The organism is Terriglobus sp. TAA 43 (assembly GCF_000800015.1).
Taxonomy (GTDB): domain Bacteria; phylum Acidobacteriota; class Terriglobia; order Terriglobales; family Acidobacteriaceae; genus Terriglobus.
In genome coordinates this window covers 356,855-377,984 of the sequence record NZ_JUGR01000002.1, presented here as the reverse complement: position 1 = coordinate 377,984, position 21,130 = coordinate 356,855, and the positions used below count along the sequence as shown (strand labels likewise).

8 protein-coding genes are annotated in these 21,130 nt (G+C 56.2%); 5 read left to right on the top strand and 3 right to left on the bottom strand.

Going from position 1 to position 21,130, the window contains the following annotated elements:
- Window positions 1-253 precede the first annotated feature (253 nt).
- Window positions 254-4,297 (top strand): Ig-like domain-containing protein, encoded by a 4,044-nt coding sequence (locus M504_RS16130; RefSeq protein ID WP_156993916.1) that lies wholly within the window; start codon window positions 254-256, stop codon window positions 4,295-4,297.
- A 465-nt stretch (window positions 4,298-4,762) separates the two neighbouring features.
- Here the strand turns inward: M504_RS16130 and M504_RS16120 are convergent, their stop codons facing one another.
- On the bottom strand, window positions 4,763-6,235 hold the full coding sequence (locus tag M504_RS16120) for a sigma-54-dependent Fis family transcriptional regulator (protein WP_052200921.1): 1,473 nt from the start codon (window positions 6,233-6,235) through the stop codon (window positions 4,763-4,765).
- A gap of 527 nt (window positions 6,236-6,762) precedes the next feature.
- Between M504_RS16120 and M504_RS16110 the strand changes: the two genes are divergently transcribed.
- From M504_RS16110 to M504_RS16090, 4 genes are all read left to right on the top strand, one after another.
- Entirely contained in the window at window positions 6,763-7,365 is a 603-nt protein-coding gene (locus tag M504_RS16110) for a sigma-70 family RNA polymerase sigma factor (RefSeq protein WP_052200920.1), read from the top strand.
- Window positions 7,355-10,216, top strand: coding sequence for a protein kinase (locus tag M504_RS16105; protein WP_047495743.1), 2,862 nt, complete (start codon window positions 7,355-7,357; stop codon window positions 10,214-10,216). Before M504_RS16110 ends, M504_RS16105 begins: the two co-directional genes overlap by 11 nt.
- Before the next feature lie 476 nt (window positions 10,217-10,692).
- Window positions 10,693-12,732, top strand: a complete 2,040-nt coding sequence (locus tag M504_RS16095; RefSeq protein ID WP_047495736.1) for a radical SAM protein — start codon at window positions 10,693-10,695, stop codon at window positions 12,730-12,732.
- A 162-nt stretch (window positions 12,733-12,894) separates the two neighbouring features.
- On the top strand, window positions 12,895-15,462 hold the full coding sequence (locus M504_RS16090) for an ABC transporter permease (RefSeq protein WP_047495734.1): 2,568 nt from the start codon (window positions 12,895-12,897) through the stop codon (window positions 15,460-15,462).
- A 61-nt stretch (window positions 15,463-15,523) separates the two neighbouring features.
- Here the strand turns inward: M504_RS16090 and M504_RS16085 are convergent, their stop codons facing one another.
- Together M504_RS16085 and M504_RS16080 are read right to left on the bottom strand one after the other, a co-directional pair.
- Entirely contained in the window at window positions 15,524-17,668 is a 2,145-nt protein-coding gene (locus M504_RS16085; RefSeq protein ID WP_047495731.1) for a heparinase II/III family protein, read from the bottom strand.
- Window positions 17,669-17,744: 76 nt separating this feature from the next.
- Entirely contained in the window at window positions 17,745-21,107 is a 3,363-nt protein-coding gene (locus M504_RS16080) for a TonB-dependent receptor (protein ID WP_052200919.1), read from the bottom strand.
- Between the last annotated feature and the right edge of the window lie 23 nt (window positions 21,108-21,130).

Genomic DNA, 21,130 nt, shown 5'->3' with positions numbered 1-21,130 from the left:
GCGTCCTGGTGGAAGCCCTGAGGGTATTCTTCCATATTCGCCGTGTGTTCGCCTAGTAGTATTCGGGCTTCGTCGCGTTGATGCGCTTTTTCGAACCCATTCATAGTCGTGCAGAACCACATAGTCAATGCATGTAGTGCCACCATCGGTTGCTGTGTGGTGACCACTATAGGTTTTGACTTTCTTTCTTCATAGGCTTGCGAAGCGACGTTTAGTTAGCAAATACACGCGACGCAAAAGTGAGGTTGCACCTATGAAATCTTTGAGAAAGTTATGTACGCTAGCCGCGCTTGTGTCGTCAGTCGGAGTATTTGCTCAGACTGCACAGGTCGCTGGCGTTACGCCAACCGCCAATGTCCGGAACCGTGCGACGGTTTCGTTTCCGTCCGCAACTCCGGGCTCCAATCTGCAATCGGCGACTATCCAGTTTCCACAGGGGACACGCACAGAAACAGTAAAGGTAAAACTCAACGGCAAGGATGTTAGTGCGAAATTTTCTGCGACTCCTTGTTCCGGTAAGTTGTGCCTGACCGCGCAGCTTGGTTCGGACGATGGTGTTATCGACGGAAATAACACGCTCTTTGCTACCGCAAAGAATCAGGACGGAACTGCTTCCAGTACACGTACGCATTTTGTTAGTGGTGCAGCGTCAGCCACGTCGCAAGGGTTGCACGCGTTGGCTGTCAGTGCTGATGTCACGGCATCGAGCCTGCCTACCTATAGCAGCTTCCTTCCGCCTTCGATTACGTTCTATACACTCGTATCGGGTGGTCCTGGGGCCAGCCAGAACTGGTTCCAGCTTGGTACCAAGTCCAGCTCCGTTCTGGCTTCGGGAAGCTGCGCTAGTTCGAGCATGTACAGCGTCATTCTGGTGGATCGCCGGACGCTTACGCAGTCAGGCTCGTCGCAGTGCTACAACGATGGCGTTTCACTGTCTTCGGCACTCGAGAATCTGGCAAGCCAGACTCCGGTTGCAAACGACCTGGTGATTGTGGGTACGAACTACGGTCAGAACACGGATGCGGCGAACGGTATGGCCCAACTCAACACCAGCGCAATTGGCGGACGCGCTTACAACTGCGCTCCCTCCAACTCGGGTAGCACCTGTACAGGTGGTCCGCTCGGGACTTCCAATGATGTGCCCCAGGGATATCTAGCCATCGGCGTGCTGAATGGTAAGCCTGGATCGGCTTTCGAGTACTACAAGACCAATGGCAGTCCAATACCGAATACGTTTGCCACTGGCATGTTGATGCAGGACGCGAATGGAAACTACAACTTCCAGTCGTCGAACAACGTGGAATACACGGTCCAGCCGGGAACAGCGCAGCAGAGCGCGCAGATCAAGATCATCAATGCGCCCAGCCTGCCGGGACAGACTGCTGTCTATACTCCGCCCACAGGCACCAATGGCTTTTGGGTCCTGGTTATGGATCGTGGGAGCTTGTCGACTTCCACCGCGTGTTCGGGCAGCGGCAGTGGACAAAACGTTACCTTCGCGAACTGCGGTATTTTCTATCCACTCGGTGCGAATGGCGGAAACGCCACCATGATTAACGCCATGGCGCAAACACTTCAGTCTGTGCGGAGCGATCAAGTCGTGTTTCTGACAACTGTAGGAACCGCTGGCTGGGGCGATGCGACGACCATGGCGAGCGATAACAACACACCAAACAACACGATTGAACTAGCGAATGCGTTGGGATCACTGGGCATTCCGGATAAGTCCATCCTCTATACCGGCGCGACCAATTCGACTTATACGTTTGTCGCCAGCCCTGCCTTTGGCAATCCGATCTCTGGACATGATGTGCTGTCCTCTTCCTACTTCACACAACAGGGACACAGTGGCTATGTACACGGCACGCTTGCGCGCGATAGCTATGGTTTGTATGAACCGGCACATACGGAACAGCAGCAGGCCACTACTGATACAGCGGATCTGCAGTTGGGTTTGATCAACTCGCAACAGCCGCAGGAATGGCCTGAGTTTGTTACTGCGCTTGCGACAGGAAACACCCTGACAGGTCAGACGCAGGCATACCAGTACCTGAGCTATTACCTGCTGAATCAGTGGTACGTGGCAGGGCAGTTGAACAGCAGCGGCGCTCCTCAGCCGGGTGTAACTGGAACCTATGCGTATGACATTCACTACTTCTTCACGGGATCGTTGAACACCCTTTTGGACTATCACACTTACGACCCAACGAATGCTGTATACCCAGGTGCATCGTGGACCTCTCCGGATGGAACCACGCTGAGCTTCACACAGCAGGAATTCAATTCGGTGAAGTATCAGCTTCACAACGAGATTGTTGACCTGACGAACGTACTGACTTACTTCGTGACTGGTTCCACCAATCTGAAGGACCTTGTCGCCGCAGGCAATGCGAACGCTGCGCTGAGCCTGATTCAGGCGTCCAGCGATATTCAGGCAAATCTGGAAGCAAGCCAGATTCAAGCGCAGACCACCACACCGGCGACGCTGAGCCCGTGGCACATCATGCACATGGTCGCCTCAGATGTGAGTCCTTATGTTTCATTCGCGACCGATGGGGTTGTGAACCCGGACGACATTGCCTTAGCAAACAAGGCAATTGGTTTCGTGAGTGATCTATTCTCTGCAGCCGGTAGCACTGGCGGCGGACTCAGCAGCGGCGATACCTCCGCACAAAAGGAAATCCCTCGGCTGGACTATCGTTTGGATACAACGATCGGCAATATCGCGGGGGCGGATCTGCAGGGCCAGTTCCTGGCGGGATTTGATTCCACGCTGGATTCCATTACCGGCGACTGGGGCAAGCTGAACGCATTGGGCGGTCAAAGCATCACTCAGTCTCCGCTCTTTGCACCCACGCAGGCGACACAGAACCAAGTGATTCAGATGATCACAAAGGCTTCACAGAAGAGCCTGTATGTCTCGCTTATTCCGCAGATTTATCAGGCGCAGAAGTGGGGCATGTATGGCCAGACATCGACTGCTGATATGGGATACACCGCAAACGGCGATACGAATTCTTGCAAGGCGTTCTACGACAACACAACAACACCGTGGGTGGCCGTGTGGTATCCCACCTATGGTGGCACGTCCTACTGGGAGTCCTGGAAGACAGCGAACAACAACCCGGACTTCCCCTTCAAATACGTCTACAACGCGCCTTTCTACGATTGGTATGTTCTTTCGCTTCCGTTCACCAGTCAGGGGGGTAGTGGTGCACGAGCAACAGCAATGGACGCGAATATGTCGAACATCCTCTTCGGCAACAGTTCAAACTCTGTGAACTTTGTACGCGACGAGTTTGTGGCCGGAGGCGGTCCGATGAACGTCCGCATCACCGACGGTGGAAACTCCGAGTTTGATCTAGCGTTCGAGTGGGACAGCGATAATCCGATCAATAAGAACTTTTCCCCCGATACGAATGCCATCGGTATTCATACCGCAAACGTTTGCTCTGTCTCGCAGTTCAATGGCGTGAGCGCAACGGCACCGACGTCGCAGGATACGGTGACGACACTCACGGTTCCGGGAAGCTCCGTGCTGGGCATAGACGTAACCTACAGCGCGAAGATCACAAAGACGATTGGCACTGGAGTCCCGGCTGGCTTTGTGGAGTTTCGCGACAACGACAAGACTGTGGCAAACGTTGCGTTGGATGGAACCGGTAATGCCAGCTATACAGCGAAAGGTTTGTCGCTGGGCACCCATGGCATTTCGGCCTATTACCTTCCGAGCGACGGTAGTCAGCCTTCCAATTCAGCGGCAAGCTCGCTGATGGTTTATGCCAACACACCGGACATGATCCTTGGGCTGTCGCAGTCCTCGCTGAATGTGACCTACGGCACAACCTCTTCAGCGGTCACCCTGAAGCTGCTGTCATTGTCCGGTATGGCAGGAACTGTGAACTATGCCTGCTCAGGGTTGCCTGCAGGTATGACGTGCAGCTTCTCGCCTGCGAGCAACACGGTCACTGACGGCGGGACGGCAAGCACAACGTTCACTATCTCGGGAAGCGTTCTCACGACCACTTCCGGATTTAGCTCGGTGAAAGGATGGGCGATTGTGTTGATGTCAGTGCCGCTCTTGCTTGTGGCGACGCAGCGCAAAACAGCAACCCGAGGACGGCTGTTGTGCTCGCTGCTTCTGATGATGGTTGCCGCGGGTAGCCTGACGGGATGCGGTGGTAATTCGACTCCTGGTTCGCCCACGCTGAAAGATACGGGAACAAAGACCGTGTTGATCACTGCAACGGCGGGTAGCGTGACGAGAGCTGTACCGTTAACCGTTACCGTCCAGTAGCCTGAGGAACTCTGTCAGCCAGTAGAGAGATGAAGAATCTCTTTACTGGCTACGACAGGGAATCGGGGTCAGCTTCTGAATCTTATGCAGTTCGTTGATGCGTGGCTGTGCTGTTGACCTGGTTTTGCTCTGCGTAGCGGTGCGCACAAGAAGGGCAAGCATGCAGATGGTGGTTGTAAGCAAGAAATTCCGGGCTTACACCAATTGGTGAAAGGCTGGCCTTGTGAAGAGCGGCTGAAGCGCGGCTAGCAAGATAGAGTGCTTTGCCTTCCTCGCAGACTGCGGCGTAGTGAACGGTCGAAAACATGTTGAGCAGCATGCACCTTACCTGTGGCAATTGGGAATAGCATCGGGTTGCACATCTTGATTCAGCGTGACGCAAAACAGGAACGCATCTGCGTTTGATATGCAGGACAGGAGTCGTATGCGCAGAATTACGTGCGCATCGAAAAGATGACGCAAGCCTTATGCGTGTGCCGCCATTTCGCGATTCTGCGCAGCGCCAAGGCCCAGCGGAATGCGTGTGCTTTTCAGTTGGTACTGGTCAATTTTGTAGAGAAGCGCGCGATAACTGATGCGCAAGGCCAGTGCCGCCTGGCGACGATTCCACCGTGCGTCTTCGAGAGCCCGTTGAATCAGGCGGCTCTCTGTCTGATCCTTGAAGTCCCGGACAATCGACCGCATCTCATTTACGTTGCTTGTCCGTTGCGGTGCGGTGGCAGGAGGTACAGGGGCACAGGAGACTCGGCCGAGTATCTTGCTTTCGATGTCCGCGATGGACGATTCATGCCCCTTCAAGACCTGCATGCGGGTCACGGCGTTTCCAAGTTCGCGCAGATTGCCCGGCCATTGATACTCCTGCAGCACAGACATCATGTGAGGCGAGACATAGACAGGCTCCTGGTGTAAAGCAGCCGACTGCCGCTTGATCATCTCTTCCACCAGGTAGGGGATTTCTTCGAGTCGCTCCCGGAGCGGTGGGACCTCGATGGTGAAAGCGTTGATGCGGTAGTACAGATCTTCCCGGAAGAGCTTGTCTGCGATCGCGCTCTCAATGTTGACGTTCGTCGCTGCGATCACGCGGACATCGGCCTGGGAGACGCTTCTGGCTCCAAGACGGGAGTACCGACCGTCCTGCAGCACATGCAACAGTTTTGCCTGCATCGCTGCGCTCATCTCACCAATTTCGTCCAGCAGGATCGTGCCCTTGTCCGCCTGTTCGAACTTTCCGGGCTTGGCCTTTACCGCACCCGTAAACGCTCCAGCCTCATAGCCGAACAGCTCACTTTCGAGCAAGTCCGACGGCAGCGCCGCGCAGTTGACTGAGCAAAACGGCTGGGCTGCTCGCCGCGAACGCTTATGCAGCAGATTGGCAATCACGTCTTTGCCGACGCCGCTTTCACCCAGGATGAGTACGGGTACATTCACCGCAGCCAGAAGACAGACGTTTTCATAGATACGCCACATTGCCGGACTCGCCGTCAGGAAGTACCGATTGTTCGCAATGTCTTCGATATGGAAGTGTGTGGGCTTGGCACTGTATGGCGTTTCGTCTCGAGACAGAGCGAATCCTTCCGGCAACTCTTGAATATCTGTCAGAAACTCTTCAAGTTCGGGGGGCTGAACTGGAGTCTTCAGTGTCTGGTGGATGCCTAAGCGTTCAGCGACCTCTTTCCAGGGGCTCATGCCCATGGGCAAAGCCATCCAGATCCTGTCTTTTCCGACAAGTCGTACCAGTTTCGAGAGAGACGCTTCGTCACACGGTGGCCGCGAAGAAACGTCGACGACGACTGCGTCTGGCGTTTCATTCGCGGCCACCACCCGGGGGAGGGTCCCGAAGGTCACAGCTTCATGGCCTTCAAAAGTGAGTGCAGCAACCACAGCATGGAGGAAGGGAGTAGAGGAGCTAATAACGGCAACTGTACGTGTCTTTGGCATACTGAATCCTTGGCTTAACCTTGTGCAGGAAATCAACGATTTAGAGCAAACGGACCCCGTTACCCGATGGGAAAGGGAATCAGGAAATCAATGTCACAGAAAGCGCAGTCGTACAGGTGAAGCGGTTACTTGCGATCTGGGCGATCGTTGGTAACAGCTACAACGTCGGCACCATATTGGCCAGACGTGTTCAGCACAGAAGCGGCGGCAGAAGCCATTGGAATCGTGGCGAATGCGTTCGACCGCGTCTGGGCAAGCAGAGAGAACGGCAGGAACACTAACACTTTCAAGAGGAAGAGGCCTACTCGAAGGACTGTCTTTCGGCGAATGTGAACAGACTGCAAGAACACGGCTGACTCCTGGGATACTTGAGGGACCTTTCTTCCGCCCTCACCCCCTAATGCGGGAATCGTGCACAGATCGTGCCAATGTTTTTTGGATAATCTGATATATCAGTGGAGAGCGCTAAGCGAGACCGGTTATACTCGGGCCATTCGACACTGAAGTGACTTTCCTGGGGACTTCGTATGTTGGGTTCACTCAATCCGATCTCTGAGCCACAACGCGTTACGCAGTTATTGCGGCGCGCTCAGGCAGGCGACGCAGAAGCTGCTTCAGCTCTGATGCCGCTTGTCTACCGTGAGCTCCATGCGCTTGCGGAGCGCAAGATGAGGTTTGAGCGCCCCAATCACACGCTTCAACCTACCGTTCTGGTGAACGAGGCCTATTTACAGCTTCTGAAGCTGGATAACGTCGATTGCCAGAACAGGGCCCATTTCTTCGCCCTAGCATCCAACATCATGCGCCGTGTGCTGGTCGATCACGCACGGTCTGCAAATGCGGCGAAGCGGCCAGGCGCCCATCAGCAGGTCACGCTGACTTCGCAGGTGCGAGTGGCAGCGCAGCCGATTGACATCCTGGCGCTGAACAATGCCCTGGAGGAGCTTGCTGCCTTCGATAAGCGACAGGCGCAAGTTGTAGAGATGCGTTTTTTCGCCGGACTCTCGTTTGAAGAGATCGCGGAGTCGCTTGATATTTCCGTCCGGACCGCGAAACGTGATTGGTCCATCGCAAGAGCGTGGTTGCACGGAGAACTCGTGCCAAGACGCAACGCGCCCTATGGATGCTGAACGCTGGGGACGTGTTAAGCAGGTTTTTGATCTAGCGGCGGACGCTCCCCCAGCGCAGCAGCGTTCCATCGTGGAAAGTTCGTGCTCTGGAGACCCCGATCTTATTGCCGAAGTCTTGCGTCTGTTGGAATCGAACGCTTCCGCCGGCGATTTTCTTGAAGACGCCGCGGGTGATCTCCATGCTTACCTTCAACCTGAGAATCGTCTCCCACGCTTCGACGAGGGAGATGTCCTGGCGCGCCGATTTGAGATCAGGCGATTCATTAACTCCGGCGGCATGGGCGAGGTGTATGAGGCCTGGGACCGGGAGTTGAATCAGGAAGTGGCCGTCAAAACTATCCTGCCTTACATCGCGGTCCATGCTGAGGTCATCGAGCGGTTCAAGCAGGAAGTACGTCACACACGCGAAATCTCCCACCCCAATATCTGCCGTGTCCACGAACTCTTTCTGCATGACGAAGCGGGCGAGGGGCCGACCTGGTTCCTGAGTATGGAGCTGCTCCAGGGGCCCACGCTGCTCGAGAAAATTCGATTGGACGGACGGCTTGCCCCTGAGCTGGGTGTACTTGTTGCATCACAGCTCCTCTCGGGAATTGAAGCTGCGCACGCGCAAGGGCTTACCCACCGGGATTTCAAAAGCAGCAATGTGATTCTGGTCGACGCGGAAAACGGGCATACCCGTGCCGTGATCACGGATTTCGGTTTATCCCTCCGCATCCCGCCGGGAGAAGCCTCGGTGGACGCGGTGCGCGGTATGGGCACACCCGGGTACATGGCGCCGGAGCAGGAGGAGCAGGGACGGGTAAGCCCTCTCGCAGACCAATATGCTCTGGGCGTTGTCCTGTACGAGATGATGGCCGGTTCGCTTCCGCAGCCGACAACAATCGGAGGAGCCGCTCGAAGTAAAGCCGCGAAACAGGGTTACCCTGCCCGCTGGGACGGAGTCATTCGACGCTGCATGCAGCGCAATCCGGAGGACCGGTTCGAGGATATCGCTGCGGTACGGAAAGCACTCCTGCTACCCGCCTGGAGAAGGCATCCGCGCTTACTTGCAATTGCCTCGATTGCGCTGGTTACGGTTGGAGGCGTGTTCCTGCTGCGGGCGGTACGCGCACCCAAGGCGGAACCTTGCCAGATCTGCGAGGTGAGGCAACTCACTCCTGACACCGATGAGTCGGAGAGTCCCTCGCTCTCGCGCGACGGGAAGTACCTTGCGTATTCGTCCGATCAGGCGGAGAGTGGGAATCTTGACATCTTCGTCCAGCCACTACCATCGGGGACTCTTCGCCGCATCACCCATGATCGCTCGCGTGAGGGTGATCCCAGCATTTCTCCGGACGGAAGTATCGTCGCCTATCGTTCCGAGCGGAACGGAGGAGGCATCTATATCGCAAGCGTGCAGGACCCCGAGGAGGCCACGCTGCTCGTACCGCGCGGGAGGAATCCAGCAATCTCTCCCGATGGCCAACGGTTGTTGTATTGGACCGGAGACCCGGATCAGAGCAATCTTTCCGGAAAGCTGTACGTGATGTCTCTCACAGGCGGAGTACCAGTGCAGCTTGCTCCCATGTTTCTCGATGCGCGATTCCCTGTTTGGAGCACAGACGGCACTTCTGTCTTATTTGGTGGCTGCGCAGGACACGATCAGTCGCCGCAAGGCTGCTACGACTGGTGGACCATGAAGATCGACAATGGTGTGCCTCACGCCACCAATGCTTTCGCAAAATTACGGTCGGTCAAAATTCTTCCCAGCAGGCTCAACTCCGTCAATTGGATTGGAGACAGCCTAATCTTCAGCGCCGTCGGTGACTCGCGTCGTTCAAGCCTCTTCTCGCTTAAGTTGGATACAAACTCACTGGAAGCGACTGATCAGATGAAATGGCTGCTCAATGAAAACGCAGCAGATCTGGATCCCTCGGTTTCCTCTCATGAAGATATTGCGTTTACGAGAACATCAGGTGCACTGCATATCTGGCGTATCACGGGCGCAGGAAAAGGACAGAGACACGAGCTCGAAAAAATAACGCAGGATGCTGATGTGGACGGTACCCCTTTTGTAGCTGAAGGGGGCCGTGTCGTTGTCTACGAAAGGGGACGAAAGAGGGAACGGCAAATTCTGCTACGAGATATGACGAGCGGCAAAGAGACGACGCTTATTGATTCCGGAACATCGGTATTGTCCCCGATCATAGATAGCGCACAAAAGTGGATCGCCTACTGGCAAATCGAAAATGACGGCAGAAGCGCTATCTACGCGGGACAGCTTGGTGGAACCATGAAGCGAGTCTGCGTGAATTGCATGGAGCCGATGGGATGGTTTCAACACGATAAAAAGTTCTTTTTTCGTGATGAGGCGCACGGTACGGTCAATATGATGGATGTTCTCAGCGGCACTCAAAAGATCATCTTGCAGGCCTCTGATCGATCGATTGGAGACGTAAGTTGGTCTTCGGAGAGCGGTCTCCTTCTGTTCACGGAGTCGCGAAGTGATCGCAAGCAGATATATGCGGTCCACTTGAACCCACAAACGGGAGAGGCTGACCCCACGTGGCTTCTCATCCCCACCGGCGCCGGTACACCATGGCATCCTCGCTGGTCCGGAGATGGCAAGACGATTTTCTATGTTTCTAATAGTGACGGATTTTCTTGTGTGTACGGTCTTTCATTTATTGCTTCCACGAGAAAGTTTGGTGTTCCCTTTGACGTCGCACACTTCCACAAGCAACGAGCCTCTATCGATAATGTCCTGCCTCGTGCGTTCAATATGTCGGTTGCAGGCGAAACAATTTATTTGAACCTTGGTGAACAGAGTTCTACAATCCAACTCGGAAAGCTAGTAAATCACCCATAACCGATCTCGCCGGAGCGGTCTCCAATGGTTGTTCCGGGCAGAAGTCGGGAAGATAACGAGGCAACATGGCACGTGTTCCTGGTTCGTCCCCCTCTCCGAAAAAGGCTCCCAAGGTAAGCAAGGCTTCCTCAGCATCTTCGCCTACGAAAAGTTCAGCGTCAGCGAAAGCCACGAAGCCTCAACCCAGCCGAACACATGGGCCATCGCCCACAGTCTTGAAGCAGGAATCCCTGCAAGTGAAAATTCCCTATACAGAAGAGGGAAAGGCTTTTCTCGCGAAACTTCACGAACTGCTGAAAACGAGCGAACTTCCGTTCAAACAGGTATGCCCGCCAACCAAGTCAAAGTCAAAGTCAAAAACTGACCTAAAGGCTTCCGAAAGTGGTGGCACCACGTACGCTCTCGAAATGCGCATTGAACAGGAAGGATTTCCCCCGTTTTAGCGCGATTCCCATTCGGGAGGTGGAGACGCGCCAATGCACTTCGCACTTGTTACGGCACCCACGATCACTGAGTTTCGAACACAGGAAGAGATTGCGAGCAGGGCAGTGCAGCAGGCTGCTCTGCAGCCGCAACTTGGCATTCTGAGTGTTGCGGCGGTTCTTGAAGCAGAGGGCGATTGCCCTCACGTCTTTGACGTCAACGCAGAATACCTTCGCTTCGCCACTGCCGTGGGTACGGGCCGGATTGATGAGTTCGCTCATCATCTGGCCGACACAGTCGTGCGTGCCAACGCTGATGTCTACGGCTTCAGTTCGATCTGCAGCACATTCCCGCTGAGCCTGAGAGTCGCTCGTGCGATCAAAGAGATTCGTCCCTACTCGACCATCCTGTTTGGTGGCCCACAGGCTTCTGTTGTCGATGAGAAGGTCATTGGCAGCTTTCCATTCGTTGACTTCATTCTTCGCGGCGAAGCAGAAAAATCTCTTCCCATCCTGCTACGGGAACTGCAGGGTGATTATCAATTCGCACAAGTGCCCGGACTCACATTCCGCGACGGGCAAACAGTGCGGCGAACACCCAACGCGCCTGTTATCGAGGATCTGGACTCCCTGCCACCGCCGTCGTATCACCTCAGCAGCTATCTGCATGGTGCAAAATCCGCGTCGATTGAGCTTGGACGGGGATGCCCTTTCTCGTGCACATTTTGTTCCACGAATGATTTCTTTCGGAGACGCTTTCGGCTTCGGTCGCCAGATCGCGTGCTAGCAGAGATGCGTTCCATCGCTACGACCTACGGCATCCGTCACTTCGAACTTGTTCACGACATGTTCACAGTGGATCGAAAGCGGGTGGTCGCATTCTGCGAAGCGATGCAGGCTTCAGGAGAAGACTTTACGTGGGATTGCAGCGCGCGCACCGATTGCATTGATGAGGAACTGCTGCAGCAAATGAGTGCGAGCGGATGCCGCGGCCTCTTCTTCGGCATCGAATCCGGCTCAGTACGCATGCAGCGCATCATCGACAAGGATCTTGATCCGACCCGCGCGCAGGAGATGCTCAGGGTTAGCGAACAACTTGGGATTCGCACAACGGCCTCGCTCATCACCGGCTTTCCGGAAGAAGAGTGGAGCGATGTTCGAGACACGCTGAAGATCTATATGCAGTCGGCACGTTGTTCGCTGTCGCACCCACAGATCAACCTGCTCGCCCCGCTTGCGGGTACGCCACTTCATACCAATCACGCACACGAACTCGTACTCGAAGATCACTGCTCAGACATGTCCCATCAAGGACTCGGAAGCTCGGAGCAGGATCTCGAATTGATCCGGGCATATCCGCAAATCTTCCCCAATTTTTATATGATTCCGTCTCCCGCTCTCGATCGGGAAATCCTGTTTGAACTGCGCGAATTTCTGGGAATGTCCGTGGAGCATTTCCGTTGGTTGTTATGCGCAATCGCACAGGTGGAAGATATCTTGAAGTTCCACGAGTCATGGCAAGCGTGGCGTCTGTCACATTGTGGCCCCATGACAAAGTCTGATTTACGTCGCTACTACGCCAGCCACAACTGCCGCTCAGACTTCCTCGAATTCGTCAGTACATCCTTTGCGCACCGCAACGATGTGATCATGACGCTGGTGCAAGTGCAGCAAGCGCTGAGTCTCTCAAGCGCAACGGACGCAGATGCAGCCACGCCATTCGCCCCATCCTCATCCGACAAAGAGCCTGAAGCCGCGTACCTGGCACCAGGAGTTACGTTGCTTGACCTGGGCTTTGATCTGGATGCGTTGATTCGGAGTCTGAGGGAAGGTTCTCCATCGCATCCTGAGTGCGGCCGCTCTTACTACGCGACTCGAATAAGCTCCGGGGGCGGCGCCAAATTGGTGCGCATATCGCCGTTTCTTTCCGATGCCCTTCGCGTGGGAATGGCAGGCAGCGATCTCGACTTGCAGCGCTATGTCGCAAGGGCACTCCAAATCTCAGATGAAGAAGCGGTTGAAGGCACCACGCGGGCGCTGAAGAGTTCCTTACTGCAGGATCGATGGATCGTAGCCGGCACCGTCACTGGCTGAGCCGGCTGCTCTTGGCAGCCTGAGATACGAATGACCTTATAGGACGCGGCAACCGTGTCGCTCCGGTGTGTCCCACAAGATTCTTCACAATCGCTTCATTTTTTGGAACCAGACAGCCTCCCACATGCGTATTCACATGCGAACCCATCGCTGAGAGGCCCCATGTTCCAAGATTTGCGCGACGCGCTACGCCAGCTTCGGAAGGCTCCAGGATTCACTACGACCGTTATCTTGACGCTCGCCCTGGGGATTGGGGCCACGACCGCGATCTTCACCCTCGTTCACCAAGTCATGCTCAAGTCGCTCCCCGTGACCAAACCGGAGGAGCTTTGGCGTATTGGCGACAAGATCCGCTGCTGCAACTGGGGTGGCTATACCCAGGGCGACGACAATAATTTCTCGCTCTTTTCCTGGGAAGCTTATAACTACTTCCGCGGCCACAGCCCGGAGTTCTCAGACCTTGCCGCATTGCAAGCCGGGAACGCCCAGCTCGGTGTCCGGCGCGCGGGAGCCCACACTCCTGTCGACACGCGCAATGGCCAGTACGTCTCTGGAAACTTCTTCCGGACCTTCGGTATCCAGCCCTGGATCGGCCGCCTCCTTACCGATTCCGATGACAAAGAGGGTGCACCGCTTGTCGCGGTCATGAGTTATCGCGTCTGGCAGCAGAAATATGGTGCTGATCCGTCCGTTGTTGGATCCACCTTCCAGGTCAACGGCTACGCCTTCACCATCATTGGCGTGGCCCCGCCTGGTTTCTATGGCGCGCGACTCTCCGGCTGGGGTATGCCCGATTTCTGGCTGCCAATCGCTTCGGAACAGGCGCTTCCCGGGACTCAGGCACGTATGAAGAAACCGCGGGCTGCCTATCTGGACATCATCGGGCGTGTTCGACCCGGTGTTGATTCGCATCAACTGGAAGCCAGACTCCGCGTTGAACTCCATGAATGGCTCGCCAGCCATGTGCCCGAGATGGAACCGGGTGAGTTGCAGCTTTGGCAGAAGCAGACAGTTCATCTCATTCCGGGTGGAGATGGCGTTACCTCCATGCGAGCCGATTACAAAGATGGTCTCAAGCTTCTCTTTATTGCTGCGAGCTGCGTGCTTCTTGTGGCTTGTGGCAACCTCGCCAATCTCATGCTTGCCCGCGGCCTGAAGGATCGTGCGCAGATCGCTATCCGCATTGCCATGGGAGCTTCTCGCGCACGCCTCATTCGTAAGGCTCTCGTTGAGACTGTGACACTCGCCGTCATCGGCGGAGTGTGCGGCATCGCCGTCGCCATCTGGGGTGCGCGACTGATCCTCTATCTCGCTGTTCAAATCGGCGGCAGGGACAACTATGTTCCGATCAGCGCTACGCCTTCCTGGCCCGTTCTACTTTTTGCGCTCGGTGTCTCTGTGTTCACGGGGCTACTCTTCGGCGTTGCACCCGCTTGGCTGACATCGCACGCCGATCCCGCCGAAGCACTACGCGGGGCCAACCGTTCTGTTGGGAGCAACCGCTCGGTGACGCAGAAGACGCTTGTTATCGGTCAAGTGGCCATGTCGATTGTCCTGCTTTCCGCCGCCGCGCTGCTCGGTCGAAGCCTGAGCAATCTCAAGAACCAGGATTTTGGATTTGAGCACCGCGGCCGCTACGTCGCGTGGATTAATCCCACGCTTTCCAACCTTAAGCCGGAGCAGATGGAGCCGCTTTATCGGCAGATCAACGAGCGACTCCTTGCTATTCCCGGCGTGCGCTCCGTTGCGCCCGCACTTTACGCGCCTATGACGGGCGACAGTTGGAACGAAGGCATTCGCGTGCAGGGGCAACCCGAGCCTGATCCCAAATCAGACTCCAGCGCCGGCTGGGCTCGTATCACTCCCAGCTTCTTTGACACTCTCGGCGCAAAGATGGCTCTTGGCCGCGCTTTCACAGAGGAGGATACCGCTACTACCCGCCACGTTGCCGTCGTCAACCAGGCCTTTGCCAACCGCTTTCTCAAGGGGCAAAACCCTATTGGCCAGCACTTCGGCGAGGACCGCCTTAAATACTCCGGGACATTCGAGATCGTTGGCGTTGCCCGCGATATCCGTTACATGACGTGGGGCTATAAAGAGCCAGTCCGTCCCATGTTCTGGGTTCCAGAGGCGCAGGCCGTGCAATACGACGATCCCAACTTCACCGATGGCGACCGCTGGTCTCATTACCTCTACAACATAGTTCTCTGGGCGCCCAACAATCCGCCCGCCCTGGAAGAGAACGTCCGCAAAGCTCTTGCCAGCGTGAATTCTGAACTCGTGCTCAACGGAGTCGATCCTTATACCTCGGTCGTCAACGCCGACTTTCAGCAACAGAACATGATCGCCACACTCACCACACTGTTCGGCATTCTCGGCCTACTACTCGCCGCCATTGGACTGTACGGAGTGATGTCCTACATCGTGGAACAACGTACCAGCGAAATTGGTCTTCGTATGGCTGTTGGTGCGAACCGTTCCGACATTGTTCGCATGATTCTGCGCGGCTCCATGTGGCAGATCATCATCGGCCTGGGGATTGGTATCCCTCTTGCCATCCTTGCCGGCAAACTCCTCAAGGATCAGCTTTTCAACGTCCATCCCTGGGACCCGATCATGCTTGCCTCGGCGGCTCTCCTTCTATCCGTTTCTGCATTCTTAGCTTCAGCTCTTCCCGCGCGCCGAGCTGCAGGGGTTGATCCGATGATTGCCCTCCGCAACGAAGGCTAGTCTGCAGAGCTATAAGAATGGCAGCGATGCTCTCATTCAAGAGTGAGAGCATCGCTGTGCACTATCTGGACGTGTGGAGAAACTTGAAACTCTCAGGGGAGAAGGAATCGGTGCCCTGTGTAGTCTCAATCTGGAAGCCTCCGTCCGCTGTCGTTCTTAACTTCGCCGCCGGATTGCCCGCGGATGATGTCTGGCCTGATGTGGTCAGAAGCGTGGCAAATGTAACGGAAGTACCGACTCTGCGGGCAATCACGAAAGGCACAGATCCTGACTCTCTGCTTGGAGCAGAGCCGGTGAAGACTTCGGTTGCGGGGGCACCGAGCATCTGCAATGTGAGTTGTGCGTGAGCTATCTCAGTCGATGGATGCCGCGGTGCGGAGTCATAGGTGGCGGGAGTGCTGTTTGATTCACCGTTGGCTGCTGATGGCTGGCGTTCGGCGACGAAGCGCAGGCCGATATCGGCCGCTGTTTCGCCATGCATCACGTTCAGGAGCCGCTGATAGCCGTTGGTTGTGCTGAAGCTGTATGGCTTCATCTCCACTGAGCTGGTCATGGTTTCAGTGCCAACGTTGTGATACGCCCAATCGAAGGTGTGAGGCTTGCCATCCTTTGATTGGCAACGATCGATGATGAGGATGTAGCCAGAAGTGAGAAGGATCGTTCGTTGCAGACTCGCTTCGGTGTATACCGGGCCTGCATCTGCGCGAACGGCAGTCCAGCCATCTCCAACGTGCCAGTCCATCAGCTTGCCGGTGGCTTGTGCCTGTCGCTGTCCGTCGACGGAGATGGTGTTGTGCGCGATGGTCATCGCATCCCATTCCTTGTGAATAGGCAAACCGTAGAAGTGCGTGCCGGGATCTTCGGCGAGCGTAATGCCGTGAGAGAACAACACGAAGTTCAGCTTGTCGTAGTGGCCGTGTCCTCCGCCGTGCGGACCGAACTTCATGATGGCTGTCAGATCGCTTGTCGATGAGCGCAAGGTTGCATAACCAGCTTCTGGGAAGACTGCGCTTGTGAGCCGAGGAGCTGCTGCTTTTGGAAGTTGCGGTGCACCGAAGAAGAAGGCCTCGCGATCACCGCGCGCGCCGTGCTCAATGACGTTGAGAAGAATGGGATCGCGTGTTGCAGCATATGCAACTTCGTAGAGAAACGACTGGCCGTACAGGTCCGGTGAGCCGCTGTCGTTGAAGGCGGGTAAGCTTCCATCTGGTAGAAGCACACCCAATGGGGAATGGAAGAGTGCGAGTAGATTCGGCTCCTGCTTCCACAGATCCATGCCTTTGCGTGATGCCATCTGCGCGGTCATCGTGAGTGCGCGCATGGCATAGAACTGATAGCCCCAGGCACCCTCGGCCCAAAAGCCTTCGTGGACGAAGTGCTGCATCTGATAGCGGAAGCCGATGGGGCCGTCGATGGCCTCGGTGATGAGCGGCTGATCATTCAGCGTGAAGCCGACTGCTGCGGCGCCTGCGTTGATCCACGACTGAATGTTCATCGTGGGTTCCTTGTGAGCTTTCAATACGACAGCGGCAGAGGCACGCAGGACATCGTGTTCGATGCTTTGCTGCTGGGCAACAGTGAGTACGTTCGCATCGCGGATGAGGTCGTATGTCCACGCAATCTTGATGAGCCAGATAGATTCATCGAGCGTTTGCGCATAAGCCATGCCGCCGTTCGGGCCGGGCTTGTTGTTGATGTCATGCAGCGTGTACTTGGGATACACACGCGCGTAATCTTTCAAAATGTTCGCAGCGTTCTGCGCGTACACAGATTTCTTTGTGAACTGGTAGGCGAGCGCAGAAGCTACTGCGGCTTCAGCCAGCGCATCGTTGCGTAGCTGGTAGACGACGTGATCGTACGGGTAGCCGGTAAAGTTCTTGCCAGTATCTGGGCAGATGTTTTGATCGGGTGGGCGAAACTGCAATGGCCGACCGCTTTCAGGACAGGCATACCAATGCAGCCATGCTCCACCTTCAGGCGGTGGTGCAGCGTCGGGCGTCCCAAAGCGCTTCTCGTATGACGAGGGGAAGTCGTCCGCCTCTTTCAGAAGTAGATCCAGACTTGCCTTGGCCCAGGGTTGTTGTTGCGCAAGCTGCTTGCGTGCTGCGATGTCGGATGGGGAGAGGAAGAGGGACTGTGCCTGCGCAATGTGAGACGCACACAAGAGGAATGCAGCGAGAGCAGCGGGCTTGAAGATGCGATGCATGGCAGGACAACCTTACAGCGATAGTTGGGGATGTGGCAGCGTGTGACGGAGATTTCTCTCCGCCACACGCTGGCGATTAGAAGTTGATGCGTGTAACGATCTGCAGGAACCGGTTGGAGACGGAGCCTGTGATGAGACCGAAGGAAGGCGCATTGAAGTATGCGTGTGTCGCGTCCGTGGTCAGGCCGAGAGATGTTCCCGGATTGCCAAGGCTGTTGTGGTTCAACACATTGAAGGCATCCACACGGAAGACGAAGGCAACCTGCTTGTAGACGGGGAAGCTACGCGATACGGACATATCGAGATCGACTTCGCCCGGAGCACGAACGCTGTAACGGCCTACCGTGCCAAGACCCGTTGCCACCACCTGCGTCCGCGCAGCACCCGTGCCAACGAAGACAGGGCCGCTTGGCGTGAGGGGGAAGTCCGATGCGCTTGTCGGCTTGAAGTACTGGATACCCGCGCCATTGCGATACGGTGTGACCTTCAGACGAGTGTCGTCGCCGTTGGGACGCTGGCTGTTGACGCCGGGGAATACGTTCGACTGTGTAATGGTCAATGGCAGGCCAGTGCGACCCGTGAAGATGGGGCTGATCTCGATGTTGCGCGTAAACCACGGGCCGCGTGTCTTATACGAAATCGCCAGCGTGTAGTTGTTGCGCACATCGAAGGATGAGCTGCTGCGTTCCTGCGTGCGGCGGATGGTTGAGTCCGACGGATACTGTCCGGCGTTCAGACCGTTCGCCTGCGAGAAGTTGAAGATACCTGAGCCGTCGTCAATGGTGTGTGACCAGGTGTAGGAGCTTTGCATGGAAAAGCCGCTGCCAAAGCGGCGGCGCGCTGTTACCTGCAAGCTGTTGTAGCTGGAACTGCCAACGTTGTACGAACCGGACAGAGTGCCGAGATTAGGGAACTGGCGCGCATTCTGCGTGGCCACCGTGGTGTTGGCGAAGGCCACTGCCGTTGCCTGGTTGAACGCCGGTAGATTGTCATTCAGATAGAGCGGAAGGTGCACTGCATGGCTTCCGACGTATCCAATTTCAACAACAGTCTCAGCTCCAATCGATTGCTGCACGCTGGCATTCCATTGCTGATTAAGGCTAAGAGGATTGATGCTCTGGTAGCTGATACCGGGCGAGAAGGGATTGGACGGGGATGCTGATGCCAACGCCGCTGCGGGATTGTTGAGATCCTGCACACCGATAAGGGGCATTCCCTGGTTGAGCGTGAAGGGCTGTGCGACACGCGTTCCGAGATTGTTGAACGAGACGGGTACGTCATATCCGGGGAAGGAAACCTGTCCGCCGAGGTTTGACATGATCTGGCCGTAGAAGGTGCCGAAGCCCGCACGCATCACCATCTTGTTGGTGGGTGCGAACGACAGGCCGATACGCGGAGAGAAGTTCAACTTGGCGCTGTTGATATTCAGCGTGCGAGAGGCATTCTTGTTTGCCACAAGCAACACGCCGGTGTGGTTATCAAACCGGCTGTAGCGATCCGTGGCAATGTACATGGGCGATTCGTAGTCATAGCGCACGCCAATGTTGGCTGTGAGCTTTGGCGTAATGCGGAAGTCGTCCTGAACGTATACGCCTATGTTGAAGTTGCGGCGACCCAGCAGTGGCTGCGGGATGGCGTAGTTGGAGGTCTTCACCGAACCCAGAAGGAAGTCTGCCAGGCCGTTGGTCGCCTTACCGCCGGAGCCGGTGATGTCCGTGATGGCTCCGGTAAAGCTGTAGGAGCCCTGGAACGCTGAACCCGTATTGAAGACGTTCACCTGATCCTTACGGAGCAGCGCACCAGCCTTAATGGTGTGCTGACCAATGACCTTGGTGATGGAGCCGTACGGGGTAAAGGTGTTGCTGTAGGTCTGGCTTGTGGAGCCGTTGCCAGCGCCCATGTTGCTGAAGCCGGAGATGCTGACATTGGGCGTTTCCTTGAAGGAATACCGCTGAATAGCGACTGTCTGGGACGGGTCAGTACCGTAGCTGGCGGCTGTGCGCTCTTCCACCCAGCGGTTAAAGCCGAAGCGGATATCCACCACAGTGGTTGGATTGACGGTTGCCGTACCACCCACCACTGCCTGCCAACCCTGATCGCAATTGCAACCGTAGGACGTGGCAAGAATGGGGTTGTTGTATGCCAACTGCGCGATGGTGGCGGCGATCCAGCGGTTTACGCTGCCAAAGAGGCGAACATTATCGCCAATGGAGTGATCGATGCGGGCGGAGTAACGCGGTGCAGTATAAGGCAGTGAGTTCTGGAACGTGTAGTTGTTGGTATAGCGATTGCTGACGCTGTCAAAGGTACCGGTGGTGTTCGGCAGTGGGAGCAGTGATAGATACGCTGCAGCCGTCTTGTCGATGCGGCCTGCTGGAATGATGTTGCCAGCAAATGGCAGGTTGGTGAGCGGGTCGTACACGGTCACAGGCGATGCGGAAAAGTCACCCGAGCGGAAGGCAGCCGAAGGCACGCTCTGCGTTTGCGAAGCGGCAGCTCGCTGCAACGTCTGGTCATAGTTCAGGTAGAAGAACGTCTTGTTCTTGCCGTCGTAGATCTTCGGGATCCAGACGGGTCCGTTGATCACGACACCGAACTGGTTGTAGTTGTTGGCCGGGCGCTTCTGCACGGGGGTCTGCAGCTTATTGCCGAAGGTGTTCGCGTTGAGCACGGCGTTGCGGAACAGCTCGTACACGCTCGCATGGAAACGGCTGGTACCGCTGCGGGTCAGCATGGTGACCACGCCGCCGGAGGTGCGGCCGTATTCGGCTGGGGCGTTCGAGGTGATGACGCGGAACTCGCCGATCATGTCGGGGGAGGGGAGGCGGCTGATCTGGCCAGTGACGCCCTCTACGACCGAATTGCCGTCCAGCAGTGTCTCAGAGTTCAGCGTTCGGCTGCCGTTGATGGAAAGCTGCGCTGAGTTCACATTGGTGGCGCTGCCGCCGTGGACCACGCCGGGCGCAAGCGCGATCAGGTTCGTGATCTCGCGGTTCGGCAGAGGAAGGTTCTGCACATCGCTTGGGCTAATCAGTGTGGAGATCGTCGCATCGCTGCGGTTCAGCTCCTCTGCCTTGGTGGTGACGATGACAGTTTCGCCGACATTGCCCAGAGCGAGGGTGATGGGCAGGTCGACGCGCGAGGCCACGGATAGCTGCACCTGGGTTTCGGTGCGCTGAAAGCCAGGCGCTTCCACCGAAAGGGTGTAGGTTCCCGGAGGCAGCTGGAGGGCGTTATAGACGCCGCGTTCGTCGCTGGTAGCGTGGGCGACTTCTGCCTTGGTCGCTGGATTCGTCAGCGTCAGCTTGGCTCCTGGGACGAAGGCGCCGCTAGGATCGCTGACAGTACCGGAGAGACGGGCAGAGGTATCCTGCGCTACAAGTGACGCGGTAGGAAGAGCAAGAACGGCGGCAATGGCCAAATGCCGGGGACGAAACATATAGGGCGACTCCTTCTGTTGTT